This window comes from Gordonia sp. IEGM753 (genome assembly GCF_050321825.1).
Classification (GTDB): domain Bacteria; phylum Pseudomonadota; class Gammaproteobacteria; order Pseudomonadales; family Pseudomonadaceae; genus Aquipseudomonas.
On record NZ_JBNQGB010000002.1, the window covers coordinates 787,388 to 813,270 of the forward strand.

General features: G+C 56.5%; 24 protein-coding genes and 1 tRNA gene. 5 read left to right on the top strand and 20 right to left on the bottom strand.

Going from position 1 to position 25,883, the window contains the following annotated elements; all coding sequences use genetic code 11:
• Window positions 1-27 precede the first annotated feature (27 nt).
• The 7 genes from ACQR3R_RS16560 to rlmE form a co-directional block, all read right to left on the bottom strand.
• Window positions 28-113: transfer RNA gene (locus tag ACQR3R_RS16560), tRNA-Leu, on the bottom strand.
• A gap of 22 nt (window positions 114-135) precedes the next feature.
• Complete coding sequence (gene secG, locus ACQR3R_RS16565) at window positions 136-519, bottom strand: preprotein translocase subunit SecG (RefSeq protein WP_017336473.1); 384 nt, start codon at window positions 517-519, stop codon at window positions 136-138.
• A gap of 4 nt (window positions 520-523) precedes the next feature.
• The gene (tpiA, locus tag ACQR3R_RS16570; RefSeq protein ID WP_428273348.1) at window positions 524-1,279 is read right to left on the bottom strand and encodes a triose-phosphate isomerase; all 756 of its coding nucleotides are present in this window, start codon (window positions 1,277-1,279) and stop codon (window positions 524-526) included.
• A gap of 66 nt (window positions 1,280-1,345) precedes the next feature.
• Window positions 1,346-2,683 (bottom strand): phosphoglucosamine mutase, encoded by a 1,338-nt coding sequence (gene glmM, locus ACQR3R_RS16575; protein WP_428273349.1) that lies wholly within the window; start codon window positions 2,681-2,683, stop codon window positions 1,346-1,348.
• Between the two features lie 16 nt (window positions 2,684-2,699).
• Window positions 2,700-3,479: a dihydropteroate synthase gene (folP, locus tag ACQR3R_RS16580; protein ID WP_428273350.1), complete on the bottom strand. Its 780-nt coding sequence runs from the start codon at window positions 3,477-3,479 to the stop codon at window positions 2,700-2,702.
• A gap of 80 nt (window positions 3,480-3,559) precedes the next feature.
• Window positions 3,560-5,473 (bottom strand): ATP-dependent zinc metalloprotease FtsH, encoded by a 1,914-nt coding sequence (gene ftsH / locus ACQR3R_RS16585; RefSeq protein ID WP_428273351.1) that lies wholly within the window; start codon window positions 5,471-5,473, stop codon window positions 3,560-3,562.
• A 201-nt stretch (window positions 5,474-5,674) separates the two neighbouring features.
• A complete protein-coding gene (gene rlmE, locus ACQR3R_RS16590; RefSeq protein ID WP_428273352.1) occupies window positions 5,675-6,304 on the bottom strand; it encodes a 23S rRNA (uridine(2552)-2'-O)-methyltransferase RlmE in 630 nt (209 codons plus the stop codon).
• A 105-nt stretch (window positions 6,305-6,409) separates the two neighbouring features.
• Here rlmE and ACQR3R_RS16595 point away from each other — a divergent pair, with 105 nt between their 5' ends.
• Complete coding sequence (locus ACQR3R_RS16595) at window positions 6,410-6,718, top strand: YhbY family RNA-binding protein (protein ID WP_008005472.1); 309 nt, start codon at window positions 6,410-6,412, stop codon at window positions 6,716-6,718.
• Between the two features lie 9 nt (window positions 6,719-6,727).
• Here the strand turns inward: ACQR3R_RS16595 and ACQR3R_RS16600 are convergent, their stop codons facing one another.
• From ACQR3R_RS16600 to grpE, 8 genes are all read right to left on the bottom strand, one after another.
• Window positions 6,728-7,132: a hypothetical protein gene (locus ACQR3R_RS16600; RefSeq protein ID WP_428273353.1), complete on the bottom strand. Its 405-nt coding sequence runs from the start codon at window positions 7,130-7,132 to the stop codon at window positions 6,728-6,730.
• Window positions 7,133-7,160: 28 nt separating this feature from the next.
• Window positions 7,161-7,637 carry a transcription elongation factor GreA gene (gene greA / locus ACQR3R_RS16605; RefSeq protein WP_428273354.1) on the bottom strand — a complete coding sequence of 159 codons (477 nt, stop codon included), beginning with the start codon at window positions 7,635-7,637 and terminating at the stop codon, window positions 7,161-7,163.
• Entirely contained in the window at window positions 7,634-10,855 is a 3,222-nt protein-coding gene (gene carB / locus ACQR3R_RS16610) for a carbamoyl-phosphate synthase large subunit (protein WP_428273355.1), read from the bottom strand. The genes greA and carB overlap by 4 nt, the downstream gene beginning before the upstream one ends.
• A gap of 118 nt (window positions 10,856-10,973) precedes the next feature.
• The gene (gene carA / locus ACQR3R_RS16615) at window positions 10,974-12,110 is read right to left on the bottom strand and encodes a glutamine-hydrolyzing carbamoyl-phosphate synthase small subunit (protein WP_428273356.1); all 1,137 of its coding nucleotides are present in this window, start codon (window positions 12,108-12,110) and stop codon (window positions 10,974-10,976) included.
• A 259-nt stretch (window positions 12,111-12,369) separates the two neighbouring features.
• On the bottom strand, window positions 12,370-13,176 hold the full coding sequence (gene dapB / locus ACQR3R_RS16620) for a 4-hydroxy-tetrahydrodipicolinate reductase (RefSeq protein WP_428273357.1): 807 nt from the start codon (window positions 13,174-13,176) through the stop codon (window positions 12,370-12,372).
• Window positions 13,177-13,185: 9 nt separating this feature from the next.
• Window positions 13,186-14,310, bottom strand: coding sequence for a molecular chaperone DnaJ (gene dnaJ / locus ACQR3R_RS16625; protein WP_428273358.1), 1,125 nt, complete (start codon window positions 14,308-14,310; stop codon window positions 13,186-13,188).
• 297 nt (window positions 14,311-14,607) lie between these two features.
• Window positions 14,608-16,524, bottom strand: coding sequence for a molecular chaperone DnaK (gene dnaK / locus ACQR3R_RS16630; protein ID WP_428273359.1), 1,917 nt, complete (start codon window positions 16,522-16,524; stop codon window positions 14,608-14,610).
• A gap of 102 nt (window positions 16,525-16,626) precedes the next feature.
• Window positions 16,627-17,193, bottom strand: a complete 567-nt coding sequence (grpE, locus tag ACQR3R_RS16635) for a nucleotide exchange factor GrpE (protein ID WP_428273360.1) — start codon at window positions 17,191-17,193, stop codon at window positions 16,627-16,629.
• Between the two features lie 239 nt (window positions 17,194-17,432).
• On the opposite strand from grpE, the gene recN reads away from it, so the two are divergent.
• On the top strand, window positions 17,433-19,106 hold the full coding sequence (gene recN / locus ACQR3R_RS16640; protein ID WP_428273361.1) for a DNA repair protein RecN: 1,674 nt from the start codon (window positions 17,433-17,435) through the stop codon (window positions 19,104-19,106).
• Between the two features lie 76 nt (window positions 19,107-19,182).
• On the opposite strand, the gene fur is transcribed toward recN, so the two are convergent.
• The gene (gene fur, locus ACQR3R_RS16645) at window positions 19,183-19,587 is read right to left on the bottom strand and encodes a ferric iron uptake transcriptional regulator (RefSeq protein WP_026013299.1); all 405 of its coding nucleotides are present in this window, start codon (window positions 19,585-19,587) and stop codon (window positions 19,183-19,185) included.
• 97 nt (window positions 19,588-19,684) lie between these two features.
• Between fur and ACQR3R_RS16650 the strand changes: the two genes are divergently transcribed.
• Entirely contained in the window at window positions 19,685-20,212 is a 528-nt protein-coding gene (locus ACQR3R_RS16650; protein WP_428273362.1) for an outer membrane protein assembly factor BamE domain-containing protein, read from the top strand.
• A gap of 60 nt (window positions 20,213-20,272) precedes the next feature.
• Here the strand turns inward: ACQR3R_RS16650 and ACQR3R_RS16655 are convergent, their stop codons facing one another.
• The 3 genes from ACQR3R_RS16655 to ACQR3R_RS16665 are packed head-to-tail and all read right to left on the bottom strand — an operon-like array spanning window position 20,273 to window position 22,425.
• The gene (locus ACQR3R_RS16655; protein ID WP_428273363.1) at window positions 20,273-20,575 is read right to left on the bottom strand and encodes an RnfH family protein; all 303 of its coding nucleotides are present in this window, start codon (window positions 20,573-20,575) and stop codon (window positions 20,273-20,275) included.
• Between the two features lie 4 nt (window positions 20,576-20,579).
• Window positions 20,580-21,014 carry an SRPBCC family protein gene (locus ACQR3R_RS16660; RefSeq protein WP_428273364.1) on the bottom strand — a complete coding sequence of 145 codons (435 nt, stop codon included), beginning with the start codon at window positions 21,012-21,014 and terminating at the stop codon, window positions 20,580-20,582.
• Between the two features lie 7 nt (window positions 21,015-21,021).
• A complete protein-coding gene (locus ACQR3R_RS16665) occupies window positions 21,022-22,425 on the bottom strand; it encodes a sodium-dependent transporter (RefSeq protein WP_428273365.1) in 1,404 nt (467 codons plus the stop codon).
• Between the two features lie 116 nt (window positions 22,426-22,541).
• On the opposite strand from ACQR3R_RS16665, the gene smpB reads away from it, so the two are divergent.
• Window positions 22,542-23,024, top strand: coding sequence for an SsrA-binding protein SmpB (gene smpB, locus ACQR3R_RS16670; RefSeq protein WP_028623113.1), 483 nt, complete (start codon window positions 22,542-22,544; stop codon window positions 23,022-23,024).
• 51 nt (window positions 23,025-23,075) lie between these two features.
• Here the strand turns inward: smpB and ACQR3R_RS16675 are convergent, their stop codons facing one another.
• On the bottom strand, window positions 23,076-23,843 hold the full coding sequence (locus tag ACQR3R_RS16675; protein WP_428273366.1) for a GntR family transcriptional regulator: 768 nt from the start codon (window positions 23,841-23,843) through the stop codon (window positions 23,076-23,078).
• A 262-nt stretch (window positions 23,844-24,105) separates the two neighbouring features.
• Between ACQR3R_RS16675 and ACQR3R_RS16680 the strand changes: the two genes are divergently transcribed.
• Window positions 24,106-25,800, top strand: a complete 1,695-nt coding sequence (locus tag ACQR3R_RS16680) for a lactate permease LctP family transporter (protein ID WP_428273367.1) — start codon at window positions 24,106-24,108, stop codon at window positions 25,798-25,800.
• Window positions 25,801-25,883: the final 83 nt, after the last annotated feature.

Genomic DNA, 25,883 nt, shown 5'->3' on the forward strand with positions numbered 1-25,883 from the left:
CCCGCAACAGCGGGCTCTCCTGATAATTGGTACCGAGAAGGGGACTCGAACCCCTACACCCTATGGGCACAACCACCTCAAGGTTGCGTGTCTACCAATTCCACCACCTCGGCAATACTACGTTTGAAACCCTTCTTACTTTTGCTCTTGAGCTGGAGGCACGTCAGTCGCTGGAGTAGCCGACTTTTGCTCTTGAAGCACCGGGACATCATCAGAAGCCGGTTGTTGCTTTGGTACTTCCAACACTGCTGGATTTGGCAAACCTACTTGAGTCAGCTGATGAGCTTTCTCTTTAGCAAAGTAACCTAACCCTAAGCTAGTTATGAAGAAACCGGCGGCAAGTATAGCAGTAAACTTACTAAGAAAGGTAGAGGAACCTTGGCTTCCGAATACAGTATTTGAAGCACCTGCACCGAAAGACGCACCAGCATCCGCACCTTTACCCTGCTGCAGCAATACCAGAGCAACTACGCCCAATGCACCCAGCAGATGAAAAACGACTACGACTGTTTCCAGCATTTTTTCAGTTTCCCGCGGCGCGACAGATCGCACCGAACTCATCTGCATTCAGGGAAGCCCCACCAATGAGCCCCCCATCGATATCCGGCATGCCGAACAGTTCGACCGCATTGGCCGCCTTCACGCTGCCGCCGTATAGAAGCCGCACACCTCGTGCGACCTCAGAATTCTCTGCCGCCAACTGAGCGCGAATGGCTGCATGCACATCCTGCGCTTGTTGCGGCGAAGCAGTCAGCCCGGTGCCAATGGCCCAGACCGGCTCGTAAGCAATTACTGCTTTTGCAAATGCACCGACACCCAGCTCCTCAATAATGCTGCCCAGCTGACGCCCGACAACTTCAAGAGTTTTCCCGGCTTCGCGCTGCTCGAGGGTTTCCCCGACACACAACACCGGAATCAAGCCACATGCCTGTGCCGCTGCGAACTTGCGATTCAACGTACCGTCCTGCTCACCCATTATCAGGCGGCGTTCGGAATGACCGACAAGCACCAGGGAACAACCTGCATCCACCAATTGACTCGGCGCAATCTCGCCCGTCAACGCACCTTGCATGGATTCCACCGCAGAATTCTGCGCGCCGACCGAAATCGACTTTCCTTTCAAACCATCAATCACTTGATTGATATGCAAGCAAGGCGGGAATACCGCAACATCAACACCGCTCGGCAAGGCCAAATGACGAAGGCCGTTGATCAGCTCAGCGACGCTGGCGCGGGTACCGTGCATCTTCCAGTTACCAGCTACCATAGGGCGACGCATGCTGTACCTCGTCGGTCAAAGTGGGCGCAGATGTTACCCAACACAATCATGGCTGGCAAGCCGAAATCAGGCAGAAACTTCACTTACCAGTTTCGCCAACTCTTCAGCGTAACCACGAACCTGCGTTTCGTCTTCGCCTTCAACCATTACCCGCACCAAAGGCTCCGTACCGGACTTGCGCAGCAGCACACGCCCACGACCCGCCATTGCCTGGGTAACACGCTCACTAGCCTCTTTAACGGACGGATGATCGAGCGGGCTTGCACCACCACCAAATCGCACATTGATCAACACCTGAGGGCACTTGCGAAGCGACTGACGGGCCTGAGCAAGTCCTTCCGAACGCGTCTTCAACGCCATAAGCACTTGCAACGCAGCAATGATCGCATCCCCCGTAGTGGTGTGATTGAAGCAGACGACATGCCCCGAGTTTTCACCCCCCACGAGCCAATTGCGCTCCAAGAGCTCAGCGATCACATAACGGTCACCGACATTGGCACGCACGAAAGGAATCGACAAATCTGCCAAGGCCAACTCCAGCCCCAGGTTACTCATCAACGTCCCGACGACACCGCCATGCAACTTGTGGCGCTCGTGCAAATCACGCGCAATGATGTAAAGCAGTTCGTCGCCGTCAACAATGGCCCCGGTGTGATCAACCATGAGAACCCGGTCGCCATCGCCATCAAACGCGATGCCCAGATCGGCATGCTCAGCCAACACAGCTGCTTGCAGCGGCCCCATATGGGTCGAGCCGCAATTATCGTTGATGTTCAGGCCGTTCGGCTGAGCAGACAGAACGACCACATCGGCGCCCAATTCACGAAACACGCTAGGCGCAACTTTATAGGTTGCACCGTGAGCGCAATCGATCACGATCTTCAGGCCTGCGAAGCTGGTACCCGTCGGAACGCTGCTTTTGCAGAATTCAATATACCGACCCGAAGCGTCATTGATTCGCGACACCTTACCGATCTTGCTCGACTCGACGACAGTCATCGGGGTGTCGAGCAATTCTTCGATCATATGTTCGACTTCGTCCGGGAGCTTGGTGCCCTTACCAGAGAAGAACTTGATGCCGTTGTCATCGTGAGGATTGTGCGAGGCACTGATCACGATGCCTGCCTCAGCATGAAACGTACGCGTCAGATAGGCGATGGCTGGCGTGGGCATCGGGCCCAGGAGCATCACATCAGCGCCTGCCGATGTGAGCCCAGCCTCGAGTGCCGACTCAAACATGTAGCCGGAGATCCGCGTATCTTTGCCCACCAGCACCTTGCAAGCGCCCATTCTGCGGAACGCCATGCCTGCCGCCCAACCGAGTTTGAGCATGAAATCAGGCGTAATCGGGTACTCACCGACACGACCACGAATCCCGTCGGTACCAAAGTATTTTTTAGTCATAAGTGCTCCATCATTCTTATTCGGCTGATTCCACTGCGGCAATCATCCGGACCACGTCCACTGTTTCGGCCACGTCATGTACACGCAATATACGAGCGCCCTTGGCACACGCCAGCGCGGCTAAAGCAAGCCCACCGTATAAACGCTCTCCAACCGGACGATTCAAGGCCTGGCCGATCATGCTCTTGCGCGAAACCCCGACCAAAAGCGGTCGCCCAAACGCATGTAGGGCTTCCATATGTTTGAACAAGCTTAGATTGTGCTGCAGGGTTTTAGCGAAGCCGAAACCCGGATCAAGAATGACCCGCTCCGCTGTAATTCCGACTTCCGCGCACCTGGCCATGCGATCAGCGAGGAACGCGCCTACTTCTTCGGTCACGTTCTGATACTGCGGATCGTCCTGCATATCACCAGGCTCACCTAGCATGTGCATCAGACAGACAGGCAGGCCCGTTTGCGCAGCCGCCTCCAGCGCACCTTCACGCCTCAGCGCGCGCACGTCGTTGATCAGTCCAGCCCCAAGCCTCGCCGTTTCGCGCATCACTGCAGGAGTGGAAGTATCCACAGAGATAATCACATCCAGCTCGCGATGAATGCGCTCGACAATCGGCGCAACACGCTCAAGCTCTTCAAGCGCCGAAACCGCCCTGGCGCCAGGCCGGGTGGACTCACCACCGACATCAATCAGTGTCGCACCCGCCGCAACCATTGCCTCAGCATGGCGCAGCGCAGCATCGAGCTGGCTATAACGGCCGCCATCGGAAAATGAATCGGGGGTGACATTGAGAATGCCCATGATATGCGCATGGGCCAAATCAAGAACCCGGTTGCCGCAAGGCAACCGGGTCAGGGAGGTAACAGAAGTCATCTCAAACCTTAAACGTCAGCAGCCGGACCGCCGATCGGTGTTTCCGGACGCGGATCCTGCACCACTGGAGGTGTTCCGGAGGAACCGGCACCACCACCCGACCAGTCACGCGGCTCTCGAGGAGCGCGACCCGCCATGATGTCGTCGATTTGATCAGCATCGATCGTCTCGTACTTCATCAAGGCATCGGCCATGGCATCAAGCTTGTCACGGTTATCGGTGAGGATCTGCTTGGCCGTGCCGTAGCACTGATCAATGATACTGCGCACTTCCGAGTCGATCAGCTTGGCAGTCTCGCCGGAGAAACTTGCACTTTGACCACCACCACCGCGACCCAGGAACACTTCACCCTCGTCTTCGGCATACATCAACGGCCCGAGTTTTTCCGACAAGCCCCACTTGGTCACCATGTTCCGCGCAATCTGGCTCGCACGCATGATGTCGTTGGACGCACCCGTGGTTACGCCGTCGAAGCCCAAGGTCATCTCTTCTGCGATCCGACCACCGTAAAGTGAACAGATCTGACTGATCAACGCACGCTTGGACAGACTGTACCGATCCTCTTCCGGCAGGAACATAGTCACACCCAGCGCACGACCGCGCGGGATGATAGAGACTTTGTAGACCGGATCATGCTCCGGAACAACGCGACCAACGATAGCGTGACCTGCTTCGTGGTAAGCGGTGTTCTGTTTTTCTTTCTCAGACATGACCATCGATTTGCGCTCGGCGCCCATCATGATCTTGTCTTTTGCCAGCTCGAATTCTTTCATTTCGACGACACGCTTGCCGGTACGGGCAGCGAACAACGAAGCCTCGTTGACCAGGTTCGCCAAGTCAGCGCCGGAGAACCCAGGCGTACCACGAGCGATCACGGCCGGAGCGACATCGTCACCCATTGGCACTTTGCGCATGTGAACCTTGAGAATCTGCTCGCGACCACGAATGTCCGGCAAGCCAACCACAACCTGACGGTCAAAACGGCCTGGACGCAACAACGCAGGGTCCAACACATCTGGACGGTTAGTTGCAGCGATGACGATGATGCCGTCATTCATCTCAAAGCCGTCCATCTCAACCAGCAACTGGTTGAGAGTCTGCTCACGTTCGTCGTGACCGCCGCCCATGCCGGCGCCACGGTGGCGACCAACGGCGTCGATTTCATCGATGAAAATGATGCATGGCGCATGTTTCTTGGCTTGCTCGAACATGTCACGAACACGGCTTGCACCGACGCCCACGAACATTTCTACGAAGTCAGACCCAGAGATTGTGAAGAACGGAACTTTCGCTTCACCAGCAATTGCCTTGGCCAGCAACGTTTTACCAGTACCTGGAGGACCGACCATCAATACGCCGCGAGGAATACGACCGCCAAGACGCTGGAATTTACCCGGATCGCGCAGGAACTCGACCAGCTCACCCACTTCTTCCTTGGCTTCGTCGCAACCTGCAACGTCGGCCAAGGTGGTTTTCACCTGATCTTCAGAAAGCAGTCGAGCCTTGCTCTTGCCAAAGCTCATTGGGCCACCCTTGCCGCCCGCACCACCCTGCATCTGCCGCATGAAAAACATGAAAACGGCGATGATTACCAGGATCGGGAAGCTCGCGACCAAGAGCTGGGTCCAGATACTTTGCTGTTCAGGCTGTTTGCCTTCGACTACCACGTGGTTATCCACCAGGTCGCCGATCAGACCATTGTCCTGGATAGCAGGACGAATGGTCTTGAAGCTGTCGCCATCGTTGCGCTTACCGGTAATCACGTAGCCGTCAACTGCTACGCGCTCGACCTTGCCATCCTTGACCTGCTGGATGAAGTCGGAATAGTTGAGGGTCTGCGGCTCGTTAGGGCTGGAGAAGTTGTTCATCACCGTCACCAGGACAGCCGCGATGATCAACCACAGGATAAGATTCTTTGCCATATCGTTCAATTAACTACCCTCTGAAGCAAGCTCCGCTAATGGCGCGTGCTTCGCATGATATTCACCGGCCTAACTTACTACATTACATACGGCTCTGGCAGGCGCCGTCTGTAACCCTTTGTGAAACACTTTCTACACAATATTCGCTAATGCTCACCGGGCGAAATACTAAAAACCTATCGCCCCGCAAAAAAACTCCATTTACTCACTGCGGCCGCGGAAACCCCAAGCCAGCATGTATTGCTCGCGAGAACTGCCACGGGAAGAGTCCGGCTTGATCATCTGGACCTTGTCGAACTTCTGACGAGCGTCCTTCACGTAAGCATCAAACCCTTCGCCCTGAAACACCTTGATCACGAAATTACCACCCGGCTTGAGTATCCGAGTCGCCAGATCAAGCGCCAGCTCACATAGAAACATCGCTTTCGGCATATCTACCTCAGGCGTACCACTCATATTGGGGGCCATATCGGAAATCACAAGGTCCACCTGCGAATTACCCACGGCTTCAAGGATCTGAGCGAGTACTTCGTCCTGGGTGAAGTCACCCTGAATGAAAGTCACGTCCGGAATGCTGTCCATTTCCAGGATGTCCGAGGCGATCAGACGCCCTTGACCACCGATCAGCCGACTAGTGACCTGCGACCAGCCGCCGGGCGCCGCACCCAGGTCGACAACGCTCATACCCGGACGGATCAGCTTGTACTTCTCCTGGACCTCCAGAAGCTTGTAACTCGCACGCGAGCGGTAACCATCCTTCTGCGCCTGCTTCACATAGGGATCATTGACATGTCTTTGCAGCCACTTAAGGCTTGTCTTGGAACGGGCCACGGGCCACCTCTAAAATAAAACGAGTCGTGATTAACTGGGCGGTCCCGGACTCGCTCGGGTAAACTGGCCGCCGCTTTTTACAAGATCAGACGCAGGGGTCAGATTATGCCGCTCACTCAAGAGCAGAAGAAACAGTACAAATCCATTGGCCACCATCTGAAACCAGTTTTGACTGTGGCTGACAACGGTTTGACTGAAGGTGTGTTAGCCGAACTTGAACGCGCGCTGGCGGATCACGAGCTGATTAAAATCAAGCTCAACATCCTCGATCGCGAGTCGCGCTTGGCGAACATTGCAGAACTGTGCAAGGTCGGCAAAGCGGACCTGGTTCAGGTCATCGGCAAGATGGCACTGATTTACCGCAAGAACTTCAGCGTCAACAAGCAGCTGTCGAACGTCCATCGCTTCAAGTGATGGCAAGGGTCAAGGGTGTGCTTCGCGCACCCTGCCACTCCATCCCGGCACTGGCTGCAACACCAACACCAATCCGCAGAAGCCCAGAACAAGATAACTGAACACCTGCCAACGTAACGCTTGCGGCCAGCCGAAGCGCACCACGAAAAACATTGCACACGCATATAACGCCATCAGCAGCAGCTGCCCGCGTATATCGCGCCATAGACTGGCAAGGCCCTCAGCCTGAATCAGCACCAAAGCCTGAAAAATCACGCACGCTGTGGCGAAAACCACCATCAGCGCATTCAACATGCTTGCAATTTCGTCGATCAACAGCGGCGCCAGGCCTATTTGCTCCAGCACCGGCAGTAATCCGACGTGTAACAGCCACAGACCGCCGACCCACAACATTTGAGTCAGCTGCCAAAGCATGGCGCCCGCACGAAGCGGGCGCCTTCTTTCAGATATGGCGAACTTCGACAATCTCATACTCGATCACGCCACCAGGCGTTTTGACGGCGACAACGTCACCCTCTTCCTTGGCAATCAAGGCACGAGCAAGCGGCGAGCCGACAGAGATCTTGCCGAGTTTAAAGTCGGCTTCATCCTCACCCACGATGTGATAAGTCACGCTTTCGTCGGTTTCGACGTTAGCGATTTCAACCGTGGTGCCGAAAATCACTTTGCCGGTGTGCGGGATAGTCGTGACATCGATGACCACCGCGTTCTGCATGCGGCCCTCGATATCACGGATCCGCGCCTCGACCATACCTTGCTGCTCACGAGCAGCGTGGTACTCAGCGTTTTCCTTCAAGTCACCCAACTCACGGGCAGTACCGATATCCTGGCTGAGCTTCGGACGGACGACCTTGGTCAGATGAGCGTGTTCTTCTTCAAGGGCTTTGGCGCCCTTGACGGTCATTGGGTATTTGATCATGCCTTCAATCCTGCGTGTAGATCCTGCAAGCGGCGCACGGTCTTCTCGGGACCGAACTTCAGCGCTTCACAGATAGCTTCGCCAGCAGCAATGGTGGTGGTGCAGTAGATCTTGTGCTGCAAGGCATTACGACGAATGGAGTACGAATCAGCGATCGACTGACGACCTTCGGTAGTGTTGATGATCAGGGTGACTTCGTCATTCTTGATCATGTCGACTACGTGCGGACGACCTTCGGTCACTTTATTCACACGGCGCACTTTCAAGCCTGCGGCTTCGATCAGCTTGGCAGTCCCGGCGGTGGCAACCACTTCGAAGCCCAAGTTGATCAGATCACGCGCCACGCCTGCAACCAGTGGCTTGTCGTCGTCACGCACGCTGATGAACGCGGTACCGCCGGTCGGCAGCACTTCGCTGGCACCCATCTGGGCTTTGGCGAACGCTTCGCCGAAGGTGTCGCCAACACCCATCACTTCACCCGTGGACTTCATCTCTGGGCCAAGGATCGGATCCACACCAGGGAATTTGGCGAATGGGAACACCGCCTCTTTCACGCTGTAGAAATTCGGAATGATTTCCTTGGTGAAGCCGATCTCTTTCAGCGTTTTACCGGCCATCACGCGAGCCGCGATCATGGCCAGGGAAACACCGATGCACTTCGACACGAACGGCACGGTACGGGAAGCACGAGGGTTGACTTCGATGACGTAGATGTCTTCGCCTTGCAGCGCCAACTGAACGTTCATCAGGCCGACAACGCCCAATTCGAGAGCCATTTTCTTGACCTGTTCGCGCATCTCGTCCTGGATGTGGCCAGGCAGCGAGTACGGCGGCAGGGAACAAGCCGAGTCACCGGAGTGAACGCCCGCCTGCTCGATGTGCTGCATGATGGCGCCGATCACCACGTCGGTGCCGTCGCACACTGCGTCCACATCCATTTCGATGGCGCAGTTGAGGAAGTGGTCAAGCAGCACCGGGCTGTCGTTGGACACTTTCACCGCGTCACGCAGGTAGCGTTTGAGCTCGTCTTCTTCGTACACGATTTCCATTGCGCGGCCGCCCAGCACGTAGGACGGACGAACCACCAGCGGGTAACCGATCTTGCTGGCTGCGCGGATCGCTTCGTCTTCGCTGCGCACAGTAGCGTTTGGCGGCTGACGCAGGTTCAGGCGCTCAACCATTTGCTGGAAGCGCTCACGGTCTTCGGCACGGTCGATGGCGTCAGGGCTGGTGCCGATGATCGGCACGCCAGCGGCTTCGAGTGCACGAGCCAGTTTCAACGGTGTTTGGCCGCCGTACTGGACGATCACGCCTTTTGGCTTCTCGACGCGGCAGATTTCCAGCACGTCTTCCAGCGTTACCGGCTCGAAGTACAGACGGTCGGAAGTGTCGTAGTCAGTGGAAACAGTTTCCGGGTTGCAGTTGACCATGATGGTCTCGTACCCGTCTTCGCGCAGGGCGAGAGCGGCGTGTACGCAGCAATAATCGAACTCGATGCCTTGGCCGATACGGTTTGGACCGCCACCCAGGATCATGATCTTGTCGCGGCCCGACGGCGCGGCTTCACACTCTTCCTCGTAGGTGGAGTACATGTACGCGGTGTCGGTGGCGAACTCGGCCGCACAGGTATCAACGCGCTTGTAGACCGGGAATATATCCAGCTTGTGGCGATGCGTGCGCAGGTTCTTCTCGGTCACACCCAGCAGCTTGGCCAGGCGCATGTCGGAGAAGCCTTTGCGCTTGAGGCGGAACATCAGGTCGCGGTCGATAGAGGACAGACCGAGGGTCTTGACCTTCTCTTCTTCCTTGATCAGATCTTCGATCTGCACCAGGAACCACGGGTCGATCATGTTCATGCCGAAAATATCTTCGACGGTCATGCCGGCGCGGAAAGCATCAGCCACGTACCAGATACGCTCGGCACCCGGCACGGTCAGCTCGCGCTTGAGCACGCTCATGCTTTCCGGGTTGCTCAGGTCGAGCTTCTCGTCCAGGCCGCAAACGCCGACTTCCAGGCCGCGAAGGGCTTTTTGCAGGGATTCCTGGAAAGTCCGGCCGATGGCCATGACTTCACCAACCGACTTCATTTGTGTGGTCAGGCGTGCATCGGCTTTCGGGAATTTCTCGAAGGCGAAACGTGGCAGCTTGGTCACGACGTAGTCGATGGACGGCTCGAAGGATGCAGGCGTAGCGCCGCCGGTGATTTCGTTCTGCAATTCATCCAGGGTGTAGCCGATCGCCAGTTTGGCCGCGATACGCGCAATCGGGAAACCAGTGGCTTTCGAGGCCAGAGCTGAAGAACGGGATACCCGCGGATTCATCTCGATGACGACCATACGGCCAGTGTCCGGGCAGATGCCGAACTGGACGTTGGAGCCGCCGGTTTCCACGCCGATCTCACGCAATACCGCCAGGGAGGCGTTACGCATGATCTGGTATTCCTTGTCCGTCAGGGTCTGCGCTGGAGCAACAGTGATCGAGTCACCGGTGTGCACGCCCATTGGGTCAAAGTTTTCGATGGAGCAAACGATGATGCAGTTGTCCTTCTTATCGCGGACAACCTCCATCTCATACTCTTTCCAACCGATCAGGGATTCATCGATCAGCAGCTCTTTGGTCGGCGAAAGGTCCAGACCACGGGCGCAGATTTCTTCGAACTCTTCGCGGTTGTAAGCGATACCGCCACCGGTGCCGCCCATGGTGAAGGACGGGCGGATGATGCATGGGAAGCCGAGCTTCTCGAGGACCGCGTTGGCCTCATCCATGCTGTGGGCGATACCCGAACGAGGGCAATCGAGACCAATCGACTTCATCGCCTTGTCGAAGCGCGAGCGATCTTCAGCCTTGTCGATGGTGTCAGCGTTGGCGCCGATCATCTCTACGCCGAACTTCTCCAGAACGCCTTCCCGCTCCAGATCCAGTGCGCAGTTCAGAGCAGTCTGGCCGCCCATGGTCGGCAGCAGCGCGTCCGGACGCTCTTTCTCGATGATCTTGGCAACGGTCTGCCATTTGATCGGCTCGATGTAGGTGGCGTCAGCCATGTCCGGGTCGGTCATGATGGTCGCTGGGTTCGAGTTCACCAGGATGACGCGGTAACCTTCCTCGCGCAGGGCTTTGCAGGCCTGGGCGCCGGAGTAGTCGAATTCACAAGCCTGGCCGATAACGATCGGGCCAGCGCCGAGAATCAGGATGCTTTTTATGTCTGTACGTTTTGGCATGGGTTTGTCACTCAAATCCGCAGGTCAGTCGGCAAGCCGTCTAGTTCAATCTGTGAAGCCTTGAGGGGGCCGCCGGTGCCGGGACCACCTTCAAGCTATGCAACATCAAGGCGAGCGATTAGCGTCGCTTGGCCATTTCGTTGATGAAGCGATCAAACAGAGGCGCTACGTCGTTCGGGCCAGGGCTGGCTTCCGGGTGACCCTGGAAGCTGAAAGCGCTTTTATCGGTACGCTCGATCCCTTGCAGAGTGCCGTCGAACAGCGATTTGTGGATCGCCCGGACGTTGCCTGGCAGGGTTGCTTCGTCTACCGCAAAACCGTGGTTCTGGCTGGTGATCATCACAACGCCGGTGTCCAGATCCTGGACCGGGTGGTTCGCGCCGTGGTGGCCGTGGCCCATTTTCAGGGTCTTGGCACCGGAGGCCAGCGCCAGCAGTTGGTGACCGAGGCAGATACCAAAAACCGGGATCTCGGTTTCCAGCACTTCCTTGATCGCCTGAACCGCGTAGTCGCAAGGTTCCGGATCACCAGGACCGTTGGACAGGAACACGCCGTCCGGCTTCATCGCCAGCACATCGCAGGCTGGCGTCTGAGCCGGCACCACGGTCACGCGGCAACCGCGCTCGACCAGCATGCGCAGGATGTTGTGTTTGATGCCGTAGTCAAAAGCGACAACGTGGTACGGCAGATCCGAAGCTTCGATGGTGGCATGGCTGTCGGTTTTCAAATCCCAGACAGTCGAGCGCCACTCGTACTTCTCTTTGGTGCTGACGACTTTCGCCAGGTCCATGCCTTTAAGACCAGGAAAACCCTGAGCGGCGGCAATGGCAGCTTCTTCCGAAATGTTGTCACCGGCCATGATGCAGCCGTTCTGTGAGCCTTTCTCACGCAGGATGCGGGTCAGGCGACGAGTGTCGATACCGGCGATCGCCACAACGTTGTTGGCTTTCAGGTAATCGGACAGGGACATTGTGTTACGCCAGTTGCTCGCAACCAACGGCAGGTCACGAATGACCAAGCCTGCGGACCAGACACGGTCAGACTCGGCGTCTTCAGGCGTGGTGCCGGTGTTGCCAATGTGCGGGTAAGTCAGGGTGACGATCTGTTGGGCGTAGGAAGGATCGGTAAGGATTTCCTGATAGCCGGTCATGGCGGTGTTAAACACCACCTCACCAACGGTTTGACCGTCGGCTCCAATGGCTTCGCCGCGAAAAATGCTGCCATCAGCAAGGGCGAGTATGGCTGGCTTAGTCAAGAAGACCTCCCGTAAATAAAGCCTGAAAGGGCGATCGCAGGTTGTAAAAAAGCGGAGTGACGTATGGACACGTCACCCCGCTTCTTCACCGAATAATTCTGCGCGCTTTTAGTGGACACACTAAAGCTGTAGCTTACAGAAAAAGGCTTTTTTGGTCTACCGCCAATGAGCCTTAAAGGCCGGAGAATGCGACAGGGCGTCGCTTGACGGAGTAAAACAGGGCTCAAAGGCAGCGCTTGAGCCCTGTTTCGAGAACATCTTAACGCAGGTCGAGCACGTCTTGCATGTCGTAAAGGCCAGGCTTACGACCGTCAAGCCACAGCGCAGCACGAACGGCGCCCTTGGCGAATGTCATGCGACTGGAAGCTTTGTGTGTAATTTCCAGACGCTCGCCCTCGCACGCAAACAGAACGGTGTGATCACCGACTACATCACCACCGCGAACAGTGGCAAAGCCGATCGTTTCACGCTCACGTACACCGGTGTGCCCTTCACGACCGTAAACTGCAACCTGCTGCAGATCACGTCCCAGCGCACCGGCAATGACTTCACCCATACGCAAAGCCGTACCTGAAGGAGCATCGATCTTGTGCCGATGATGAGCTTCGATAATTTCGATATCAGCATCGTCACCCAGCACACGAGCGGCCATATCGAGCAGTTTCAGTGACAAGTTAACGCCGACACTGAAATTGGCCGCGAACACGATCGGTATGTCTTTGCCGGCCTCGGCCAGCAATTGCTTCTGTGCCGCGTCCAGGCCCGTCGTGCCGATCACCATCGCCTTGCCTGCCTTACGGCAGAACGCCAGGCTCTTCAGCATGACTTCCGGGAGCGTGAAGTCGATCAGCACATCGAACTCTTCAGCCACCGCCTCGACGTGACCTGAAAGCGGCACGCCAATGCGCCCAAGCGATGCCAGCTCCCCGGCATCGACACCTATCAGCGTACTGCCAGGGCGAACAATGGCGGCGGTCAGGCCGGTGAGCGGCGCGCGTTGCTGCACCGCTTCAACCAGGATTTTCCCCATGCGGCCCGCAGCACCCATCACAGCTATACGTCGCATGCTCACTCCTTACAAATCGCCGAAGAAGCGCTTCACGCCTTCGAACCAACCGGTAGTTTTAGGCGAATGACTGTTGTCATCCGCCAGCGAGCTGCGGAACTCTTCCAGCAATTCACGCTGACGACGACCCAGGTTGACCGGGGTTTCAACCGCAACACGGCACATCAAGTCGCCCGCACCACCGCCACGAACCGGCGCTACGCCCTTGCCGCGAACACGGAACTGCTTGCCGGTCTGAGTTCCCTCGGGGATTTTCAGCTTGACCCGACCATCAAGGGTCGGAATCTCCAGCTCACCACCCAACGCGGCATCTACAAAACTGATAGGCACTTCGCAGAACAGGTGCTTGCCATCACGCTGGAAGATCGCGTGCTCGCGCACATTGATCACCACGTACAGATCACCCGTTGGCCCACCTTGCGCCCCCGCCTCACCTTCGCCCGACAGACGAATGCGATCACCGGTATCGACACCGGCCGGCACTTTGACCGAAAGGGTTTTGTACTCTTCAACGCGGCCTTCGCCGTGGCATGAATCGCAAGGGTCGGAAATGATCTTGCCTTGGCCATGGCACCGCGGGCAGGTCTGCTGCACCGAGAAGAAGCCTTGCTGCATGCGAACCTGACCGATGCCGCCGCACGTTGGGCAAGTAATCGGTGATGAACCTTTCTTGGCTCCGGAACCGTCGCACGGTTTGCAGTTGACCAGCGTCGGAACGCGGATATTCACGGTCGTGCCGCGAACAGCTTCTTCCAGATTCAGCTCCAGCGTGTAACGAAGGTCGCTACCACGCTGCGCACCGCCACGGGCACCACCGCGACCACCGCCGAAGAAATCACTGAAGACATCGCCAAAGATATCGGAGAAGTTCTGACCGCCAAACCCGGCACCGCCGCCGCCCATACTTGGGTCTACGCCGGCATGACCGTATTGATCATACGCTGCACGCTTGCTGGAATCGGACAGTACTTCGTAGGCCTCGTTGGCCTCCTTGAACATCTCTTCCGACGCCTTGTCATCGGGATTACGGTCCGGGTGATGCTTCATCGCCAGGCGACGGTAGGCCTTCTTCAGGTCTGCTTCGCTTGAGGTACGTTCAACACCCAATACTACGTAATAGTCACGCTTTGCCATAAGTCTTTGCACTCTTAAGGACGTTCGGCAAACCTCTCCTGAGCCTTGCAAAACTCGTTGAGCCCCAATACAGGCCCGGACCCAACTCACGTCAATTCAACGATCCTGGTCTTTGATTCAATGAGGTACTTTCGGCGCGAAAAGCAGGAGCATTCCCGGCCATACCACCAGCATCCGAACGTTGTCGCATGCTGTATAAATTCGCTTGTCCCAGACACGCCAACGCGGGAGCAAGCTCCCGCGCGGCGACATCCTACCAGTCACCGCCTGAAGGCAGTCAACCGGGCGACCAACAACTTACTTGTGGTCTTTTACTTCTTCGAACTCGGCATCAACGACGTCGTCGGCTTTTTCAGCTTTTTCGTCGTGCGGTGCCGCGCCTTCAGCAGGCTGGGCCTGTTCGGCGTACATCTTCTGCGCCACTGGAGCAGAGACTTTCGACAGCTCTTCAACCTTGGCTTCGATAGCGGCCTTGTCGTCGCCTTTTACGGCAGCTTCCAGGGCTACTACAGCAGCTTCGATCGCAGCTTTCTCTTCTTCAGTCACTTTGTCGCCAGCGTCTGCGACCATTTTGCGAGTCGAGTGAACCAGTGCATCGCCCTGGTTACGAGCAGATGCCAGCTCTTCAAACTTGCGGTCTTCGTCAGCGTTGGTTTCAGCATCGCGAATCATCTGCTGAATTTCTTCCTCGGACAGACCGGAGTTGGCCTTGATCACGATCGACTGAGTCTTGCCAGTGGCCTTGTCTTTGGCGCCTACGTGCAGAATGCCGTTGGCGTCGATGTCGAAGGTCACTTCAATTTGTGGCACGCCACGTGGTGCTGGTGGAATCTCGGCCAGATCGAACTTGCCCAAGGACTTGTTCTGGGCCGCTTGCTTACGCTCACCTTGCAGCACGTGAATGGTCACAGCGCCCTGGTTGTCGTCGGCAGTCGAGAACACTTGCGATTTCTTGGTAGGAATCGTGGTGTTTTTCTCGATCAGCGCAGTCATCACGCCGCCCATGGTTTCAATACCCAGGGTCAGCGGGCTGACGTCGAGCAGCAGAACGTCCTTCACATCACCGGCCAATACTGCGCCCTGGATAGCAGCACCCATGGCAACGGCTTCGTCCGGGTTCACGTCTTTACGTGCTTCTTTACCGAAGAACTCGGTCACCAGTTTCTGAACCAGTGGCATACGGGTCTGACCGCCAACCAGGATCACGTCGTTGATTGCACCAACGTCGATACCCGAGTCTTTCAGAGCGATGCGGCAAGGCTCGATGGTGCGCTGAACCAGGTCTTCAACCAGTGCTTCGAGCTTGGCGCGAGAAATTTTCACGTTCAAGTGCTTAGGACCGGTCGCATCTGCAGTGATGTACGGCAGGTTAACGTCGGTCTGCAGGCTCGAAGACAGCTCGATCTTGGCTTTTTCAGCGGCTTCTTTCAGACGCTGCATGGCCAGCGGGTCACCTTTGAGGTTCATGCCGCTTTCTTTCTTGAATTCGTCGACGAGGTAGTCGATCAGACGAATGTCAAAGTCTTCACCGCCCAGGAACGTGTCACCGTTGGTGGCCAATACTTCGAACTGGTGCTCGCCATCGACTTCAGCGATTTCGATCACGGAAACGTCGAAAGTACCGCCGCCCAAGTCGTAAACGATCACGGTGTGATCGCCCTTCGCCTTGTCCATACCGTAAGCCAGCGCAGCTGCGGTTGGTTCGTTGATGATACGTTTTACGTCCAGACCCGCGATACGGCCGGCGTCTTTGGTTGCCTGGCGCTGGCTGTCGTTGAAGTAGGCCGGAACGGTGATCACCGCTTCAGTGACTGGCTCGCCGAGGTAGTCTTCGGCGGTCTTCTTCATCTTCTTCAGAATTTCAGCCGAGATTTGTGGCGGCGACATTTTCTGGCCGTTCACTTCTACCCACGCATCACCATTGTCAGCCTTGGCGATTTTGTAAGGCACCATCTTGATGTCTTTCTGTACGACTTCTTCGTCGAACTTACGACCGATCAGACGCTTCACCGCGTACAGGGTGTTATGCGGATTGGTCACAGCCTGACGTTTAGCCGACTGGCCAACGAGAATTTCGCCATCGTTGGCGTACGCGATGATAGACGGCGTGGTACGCGCGCCTTCAGCGTTTTCAATTACTTTGGCTACGCCGTTTTCAAGCACGGAGACGCAGGAGTTGGTAGTCCCCAGGTCGATACCGATAATTTTGCCCATGTTAACTCTCCCGAAACTTTGGATTTGGTTGCCGCAGCAGTGGTGGCTAACTGCGGTAGCACTTAAACGCTTGACTTCTAAATGGGGGCCTTGCGGCTAATTTCAAGCCTGCTCATCAATCGAAGGCGAAACCGGCGCCGGAGCCTTGCTGACCACGACCATAGCCGGGCGCAGCAGACGACCATTGAGCTGGTAGCCCTTCTGAAACACCTTGAGCACGCTGTTAGGCTCGACATCGGCACTTTCTTGCATGGCCATCGCCTGATGATGAACGGCGTTGAATGGTTCGCCATGCGGGTCGATCGCTTCCAGCTGATAACGCTTCAGCGTGTCGTGAAACATTTTCAACGTCAGCTCGATGCCTTCGCGCATTGGGCGGATGCTTTCGTCGTCCGGATTGGACAACTCCAGACCACGCTCCAGGCTGTCAACGATCGGCAGCAAGTCGCCGGCAAACTTCTCCAGCGCAAACTTGTGAGCCTTCTCTACATCCTGCTCTGCCCGACGGCGAACGTTCTGCAGGTCTGCAGCAACTCGCAACGCTTGATCTTGTGCGCTTGCCAGTTGCTCTTCGAGCACTTGTACACGAGCCGCCAGATCTTCACCCGAAGCCGCTTGGCCCTGGTTGGCGTCTTGATTTTGCGTATCCACTGTCTGTTCGTCAGCCATAGAATTCTCCTTTCATATCGTCCGCGAGCTCAACTCGCGCTTCTGCCCAGCTATATGGGGCCGCAAAATACAGCTTCAAGGGGTTTGTAATGATTAACCCTACAAAAAGCGCAGCATTGTCATTCCATCACGCACTAAGGATTTCGTCGGATCAAGCAAATCGAGCTAACCAGAGGCATTGTCAGCACAAAACAAAACACTGTATAAATAACCAGACCTAAAGCCTGGGAGCGGCCTTTATGCTGGTGCACCTGTCCGTACACAACTACGCCATCGTTGAACATCTCGATCTCGAACTCGATCGCGGGATGAGCGTGATCACAGGGGAAACCGGCGCTGGCAAGTCGATCATGCTCGACGCCCTGGGCCTTACGCTTGGCGATCGCGCCGACAGCGGCGTGGTTCGCCCTGGCGCAGACAAAGCCGATATTCTCGCAACTTTTGACCTGGTCGATATTCCGGAAGCCAGCGCATGGCTGGCAGAGCGCGACCTCGAAAGCGACGGCCCGTGCATTTTGCGGCGGGTAATAACAGCCGAAGGCCGCTCTCGCGGCTACATCAATGGCACACCCTGCCCGCTCGGCGACCTGAAGGCCCTGGGCGAATTGCTGATCGATATCCACAGCCAGCATGAACACCAATCCTTGCTGAAAACCGACACCCATCGCCGACTGCTCGACGAATATGCTGGCGCGACGGACCTTGCCCGCCAGGTGCATCTGGCGGCTCAACGTTGGCGCCAGACCCGCCAGGAACTGGAACGCCTCTCCAACTCCGGCGACGAACAACGCGCCCGCCACCAATTGCTCAGCTATCAACTCGAAGAGCTTGAAAACCTCGGCCTTGGCGAAAACGAGCTGGAACAACTCGAACAGGAACACAAGAACCTTACCAACGCCGAAACCTTGCTGGGCATTTGCCGGCAAGTTGTAGAGCAGTGCAGCGAAAGTGATTCCGGCAATGTCCTGAATGCGCTCACGGCCAGCCTCAATCGCCTGTCCAGCGTAAATAATTCTATCGGCGCGCTGGGCGAAGCCAGCAGCCTGCTGACCAGCGCTCAGATTCAGGTTGAAGAAGCAGTCGGCGAACTGAACCGTTTCCTCGACAATTTCGACGCCGACCCTGCGCGCCTCCAGTACCTGGAAGAACGCCTGGATGCGATCTACACCATGGCCCGCAAGCACCGCATCCAGCCAACCGAAGTCGCAGAGATGCAGCAACGGCTGCTGGATGAAATCGAAACCCTGAATGCCAACGACGAATCTATCGAGCGCCTGAGCGACGAATTGGCGTCCTATGCACGTCATTACCAGGAGAAAGCCAGAGACCTGAGTGACCTTCGACATCAAGCCGCCAGTAGCCTGGCCAGCGCGGTAGAGCAGGAAATCCAGCGATTGGGCATGCCTGGCGGCCGCTTTACCATTGAACTGCGCCCTAATAGCAGCGATGAGTTGCTGCCCAACGGGCTCGAACACGTGGAGCTGCTGGTAAGCGCTAACCCCGGTCAGCCGCTCAAAGCCCTGGCAAAAGTCGCGTCCGGCGGCGAGTTGTCGCGAATCAGCCTGGCGATTCAAGTAATCACAGCGCAGACCTCGCGTGTACCGACGCTGGTGTTCGACGAGGTGGACGTGGGCATCGGTGGCCCCACCGCAGAGATCGTCGGCCAGTTACTTCGCAGATTAGGGGAGCGCGGGCAGGTTTTGACGGTGACCCACTTACCGCAAGTGGCGGCGCAGGGGCATCAGCATTTATTTGTGCACAAGGTGCGCGGCGAAGATGCAACACGCACAGCCGTTTCCAAACTGAGCAAAAATGACCGAGTAGAAGAAGTGGCGCGGATGCTGGGAGGCATCGACCTGACCAAGGAATCCCTGGCTCACGCGAAAAAAATGGTCGTTACCGCAAAAATCTAAGGACAGCAGAAAGCACGAAGGCGACCCTGGGGTCGCCTTCGCTCGTTTCGCGGACCAATAAGCCCGCGCGACATGCTTACTTTTTCTTGCGTACGTACAGCACAAGATTGTGATCAACCATCTCGAAGCCATACTTCTCGACGATTGCTTTCTGCAGGCGCTCGATTTCTTCGTCGAAGAATTCGATCACTTCACTGGTTTCGACGTTGACCATATGGTCGTGATGCTTGCCGTCGTCCAGCTCGAAGACCGCATGGCCCCCGTCGAAGTTATGCCGCACCACAAGGCCAGCTGCCTCGAACTGAGTCAGTACACGGTAAACCGTGGCCAGACCGACGTCCTCACCAGCCTCCATCAGCGCCTTGTAAACATCCTCGGCACTCATGTGGCGTTGCTCGGCGGAATCGAGCATTTGCAGAATTTTGACCCGTGGAAGGGTCACTTTGAGGCCGGCTTTTCGTAGTTCGCTATTTTCAACCATGGTCAGCTTTCTCGCGATGCTGCTTCGCAGCTTCTCTTAATGCGGGTATGATCGGCGTTTACGTTGTCCCAGCCAAGATAGTGGAAGTCGCCCACCGATGCAAAACACCAAGCTCTTGCTAACCAGTTTCACCTTTGTGGGACTGCTCGCACTCGCCGGTTGTTCATTCCCCGGGGTTTACAAAATCGACATCCAGCAGGGCAATGTCGTCACGCAGGACATGATAGACCAGTTACGGCCGGGAATGACCCGTCCACAAGTACGGTTTATCATGGGCAACCCCCTGCTGACTGACACGTTCCACGCCGATCGCTGGGATTACCTGTATAGCCTGCAACCGGGTGGCGGTGAACGCCAACAGGAACGCATTAGCGTTATCTTCAACGCTAACGACCAACTTGTCAGCCTTTCCGGTGATTTCAGGCCGGGTGTAAGCCGTGACGAAGCCATTCTCGGCAAGGACAGTGGCACTACCGTGACCGCCCCTGTCGAAAACACCGAGAAGCCGAAACCAGAAAAACCGGCCAAGCCCGGCTCGTTGCAGGATCAGATCCAGCAGGACGTCGACAGCGTAAAAACTGTTCCAGTCCCGACTCCGCAGCCTCTGGACACCACGCCGCAGTAATTTGCGACGCAATAAAAAACCCGGCATGTCCGGGTTTTTTATTGTCTGGAGTAACGCAAATTACTGATTCCTGGCTCTAGCCTCGGCAGCCTTAGCCGCGCGCAACCGACGAACCTCCTTGGGATCAGCCACTAAAGGCCGGTAGATTTCGATGCGTTCGCCCGATTGAACCAGTCGCTTGTCCGGGTCAGCGATCACTTTACCGAAAATCCCTACAGGGCAATCAGTCAGATCCAGTGCCGGAAATGCCTCATTGATACCTGACTTCATCACAGCATCACGCACTGTCGTCCCCATCGGAACCGTCACACACAGCAATACCTGTCGATCAATTGCGGCGAAGACCACTTCGATTTCGATCACACCTTCAGCCCTGCATCTGCTTGGCGCGCTGGCAAAAAGCATCGACCAGCGTATTGGCTGCCTGATTGAACAACGGGCCCAGCGTCGCACGGACAATAGGCCCGGCGTAATCGAAAGACAGGTCCAGGCTAATCTTGCAGGCTTTTTCGCCCAGCGGCTTGAATACCCAAACGCCATGCAACTGATTGAACGGGCCTTCTTCCAGGTTCATCTCGATGGATTGCCCAGGCACCAGCGTATTACGCGTTACAAAATGCTGACTGAGACCACCTTTGGCCACGCCGACGCTTGCCCGCATATGCTCGGGAGAGCTCTCCAGCACTTCGGCCGACGAACACCACGGCAGAAACTCAGGATACCGGGCCACGTCATTGACCAAGTCATATAGCGCTTGTGCCGGATACGGCAGCAGGGCGGAACGTTGAATGTGTGTCGTCATGTCAGCGTCACTTCCATAGCTGGGCGGCAAATACTACAAGAATGCCGATGGGCGCCACATAGCGCATCAAAAACAAGGACAGGGCGAACAATACTGGCCGGCGGATCGACAATTCGTCGCGCACCGACTCACGGCCCATCACCCAGCCTGCAAATACCACGAAACATAAACCACCGAGTGGCAACATGATTCGCGAGGTAAAGAAATCAATAACGCCAAAGAAATCCAGACCGCTTGCCGCTCCCCACTGGTAGAGGTGAAACGAGCCGCCTTCGTTCACGAAAAATTTGGCTTCCTTCCATATATTGAATGAGAACACGGTGCCCAGACCGACAAACCAGCAGGTAAATGCCAGCCAGAAAGTTACCCAGGCACGACGAACTTTTGTTCGCTCGACCAGGTAAGCAACCATCGGCTCGAGCAGCGAAATCGCCGAACTCCATGCAGCAATCGCTACCAGTACGAAGAACACTACGCCCATCAACTGGCCGAACGCTACGTTACCAAAGGCAAATGGCAGACTGACAAACATCAAGCCCGGACCTTCACTCGGGTTCAAACCGGCAGCGAACACAATCGGAAACAACGCGAGACCCGCCACCAGCGAAACGAAGGTATCGAGCAGCGCTACACCGACAACGGTGCCGGACAGCGATGAATCTTTCGGCATATACGCACCGTAGATCATGATCGAGCCAACGCCCACACTCAGGGAAAAAAACGCGTGCCCCATCGCCGGCAATAAACCATCGAGTACTTTTTCAGGGTGGAAGTCGAACATGAAATGCACGCCCTCCATGAAATGGCCCGTGGTCATGCTGTATCCCAGCAGCACCAGGATCATCACAAACAGCAGCGGCATCATGATGCGCAAGCTGCGTTCCAGGCCTGCCACCACGCCTTTGGCAATGACGATGGCGGACAGCAGCATAAAAATCGTGTGCCAAAGTGTCAGGCGCCAAGGGTCGGCGATGACGTTGCCAAAGTACGCACCGACCTGATCAGGTGTGACGCCCCGAAAGTCGCCGCGCCCCATGTCGATGATGTAATCCAGCGACCAGCCGCCAACCACGCTATAGAAAGACAGAATCAGCAACGCTGTAATCATTCCGGCAAAAGCGCCCCACGACCACTTTCCCGAATGCCCCGCCTCCTGCGCCAGCACCTTCAAGGCATTGGCTGGGCTCTGCCGCGCACGCCGGCCTATCAGTGTTTCCGCGAGCATCACCGGCACACCGATCAGTGCGATGCACACCAGAAACATCAAAACGAAAGCGCCACCACCGTAGACGCCAACCATGTACGGGAATTTCCAGATGCTGCCCAAGCCCACGGCCGAACCGGTCGCGGCCAGGATGAAAACCCAGCGGCTGGCCCAACTGCCGTGGACAGAAACCTTGTCGGTCGACATCGTCATCACGTCCAAGCGTAAAAAAGAGGCCGCATTGTCCGGGATTCAATCAACCTGCTCAAGCACGTAGCTTGACCGTAGCCGACTTGCTTGCAACTCCCTATAATGCCGCCCCTATGGCTAAACAGAAGAAACACCCAACAGGGACCATCGCGCAAAATAAAAAGGCGCGACACGATTACTTCATCGAACATCGGTTCGAGGCTGGTCTGGTCCTGGCCGGCTGGGAAGTAAAAAGTCTGCGGGCAAGCAAGCTACAGCTGGTTGACAGTTATGTGCTGCTCAAGGATGGCGAAGCCTGGTTGCTTGGCAGCCACATTACGCCGCTGATGACTGCCAGCACGCACGTCATCGCTGATCCGACCCGCACACGAAAGTTGCTGCTCAACCGGCGCGAGCTGGAAAAGCTGGCCGCTGCCGTGCAGCAAAAAGGTTATGCCTGCGTGTGCCTGTCCTGGTATTGGAGCAAGCACATGGTCAAGTGCGAGATCGCACTGGGCAAAGGCAAGAAGGAATACGACAAGCGTGATACCGAACGCGAACGCGACGCCGGTCGCGAGTTGCAGCGTGCGGTGCGCAACAAGGGCAAGGAAGATTAATCTTTCTGCCTGAGATGATTGTTCCCATGTTTTACATGGGAACAATCATGGCTACATCCCCTTGCGACGCTCCGCTCGGGCCATGCGCTGCACCTCCTGACGCACCTCCTCCAGCACCTCTTGCACATACAGTATGTGTCGACTGGAGACTTCCCGTGCCTGCTCCGCCCGGCCCTCGATAATTGCCACGTACAGCTCCCGATGCTGCGAAATAAGCATGTCGCGGGTTTCAGTGCGCTGCTTGTACATCCCGCCGATGTTGGTGACGACGTTACGCTTGAGCAAATCAAACAGTCCGCGAATGGTGTGCAGCAACACCGCGTTATGACTGGCTTCAGCAATGGCCAAGTGAAATTTGGCATCCGCCGCGCCCTCTTCCGCACGACTCACTTCGTCCTGACGTGCATAACAGTCCTGCAGTTCGTTGAACGCTGTCGTCAGACGCTCGCGATCCACATCCGTAGCACGCAATGCCGCGTAATAGGCGCAAGACGCCTCCAGCGTATGACGAAACTCCAATAAATCGCGCTGTGCCTCGGGGTTGCTCTCCAATAGATGCAACAGCGGATCACTGAACGTGGAGCCCAAGGAGTCCACCACATAATTGCCGCCACCCTGGCGGCTGATCAATAAACCCTTGGCCGCCAGTTTCTGAATGGCTTCACGCAATGAAGGGCGCGATACGCCGAACTGCTCGGCCAGCGCACGTTCGGCAGGCAGCCGCTCGCCGGACTTCAGCGTGCCCTCAAGGATCATCCCCTCAAGCTGCTCGACAATATCGTCAGACAAACGGCGCTGACGAATCTGATCAAACCCCATAACTCAATTCTCCACGATCCCGACAACTGGCCGGGGCCTCTATTCTGGCCTATTGGCAGCGCGCCAGCACCTGTCAGAAGACATTTGAAGAGGCAGTTCAGATGGGCTTTGCCCGGCGTATTCGACAAAAGTTTTAGGGCGGCAAATTGACACACCCCACATAAGGCTTTTACCCTAGCGAACAGCGATTGTAAATTGGTATTACCAATTATCCAAGAACGCTGATCAGTGCCTGACCAACAACAATTAGGGGCCACCCCATATGCAAACCTGGCAACAGCTTTACACCCCGCTCGGCAGCCTTGGCCTGTCCGCGCTCGCAGCCGTAATCCCCATCGTGTTCTTCTTTCTGGCGTTGGCCGTGTTCCGCCTTAAAGGTCACGTGGCCGGCAGCATCACGCTGGCATTGTCGATCGCAGTGGCGATTTTCGCCTTTCAGATGCCGGTCGACATGGCCTTTGCCGCCGCCGGATACGGCTTCGCCTACGGCCTGTGGCCGATTGCCTGGATCATCGTGGCGGCAGTCTTCCTCTACAAACTGACGGTCAAGAGTGGCCAGTTCGAAGTGATCCGCAGCTCGGTGCTGTCGATCACTGACGACCAGCGTTTGCAAGTGTTGCTGATCGGCTTCTGCTTTGGCGCCTTCCTCGAAGGAGCAGCGGGTTTCGGCGCGCCGGTAGCAATTACCGCTGCACTGCTGGTAGGACTCGGCTTCAATCCGCTGTACGCCGCAGGCCTGTGCCTGATCGCCAACACCGCACCGGTTGCATTCGGCGCCTTGGGTATTCCGATCATTGTGGCCGGCCAGGTAACGGGTATTGATGCATTCAAGATCGGCGCGATGACCGGCCGCCAACTGCCGCTGCTATCGCTATTCGTGCCGTTCTGGCTGGTGTTCATGATGGACGGCCTGCGTGGCGTTCGCGAAACCTGGCCAGCCGCGTTGGTGGCGGGATTGAGTTTTGCAGTTACCCAATACTTCACCTCGAACTTCATTGGCCCGGAACTGCCGGACATCACCTCGGCCCTGGCCTCGCTGATTTGCCTGACACTGTTCCTCAAAGTCTGGCAGCCGAAACGCACTGCGGGCGCACAAATCGCTGGGGCCTCTTCAGACGCAGTAATTACCGCCAGCGTCGGCGGTTTCGGTCAGAAACGTACATCAGTGGCTTCGCCCTACAGCCTTTTAGAGATCTTCAAGGCCTGGTCGCCGTTCCTGATTCTCACCGTGCTGGTCACCATCTGGACCCTGAAACCGTTCAAGGCGATGTTCGCAACCGGCGGTTCGATGTACAGCTGGGTATTCAACTTCGCTATCCCGCACCTTGATCAGATGGTGATCAAAGTCGCCCCGATCGTGACAGTGCCTACTGCCATTCCTGCAGTGTTCAAGCTTGACCCGATTTCCGCGACCGGTACGGCCATTTTCTTCTCTGCGTTGATTTCGATGCTGGTGTTGAAAATCAACATCAAAACTGGTCTTACCACTTTTAAAGAAACCCTTTACGAACTTCGCTGGCCGATTCTGTCCATCGGCATGGTGCTGGCGTTTGCCTTCGTCACCAACTACTCGGGCATGTCATCGACCATGGCGCTGGTATTGGCGGGCACCGGGGCTGCATTCCCGTTCTTCTCGCCATTCCTCGGTTGGCTGGGCGTGTTCCTGACCGGTTCCGATACATCGTCCAATGCATTGTTCAGTTCGCTGCAGGCAACCACCGCGCACCAGATTGGTGTTAGCGATGTACTGCTGGTTGCGGCAAACACCAGCGGCGGCGTGACCGGCAAGATGATTTCGCCGCAATCAATCGCCGTGGCCTGCGCTGCAACAGGCCTGGTGGGCAAGGAATCGGACCTGTTCCGCTTCACGCTCAAGCACAGCCTGTTCTTTGCAACTATCGTCGGTTTGATCACCTTGGCTCAGGCCTACTGGTTCACCGGCATGCTGGTGCATTGAGTGCGACGCAACAAAAAGTAAAAACCGACGTCGGGCCGTGATCCGGCGTCAGCTATTCACAACCCGGTCTGTAAGGCTGCTGA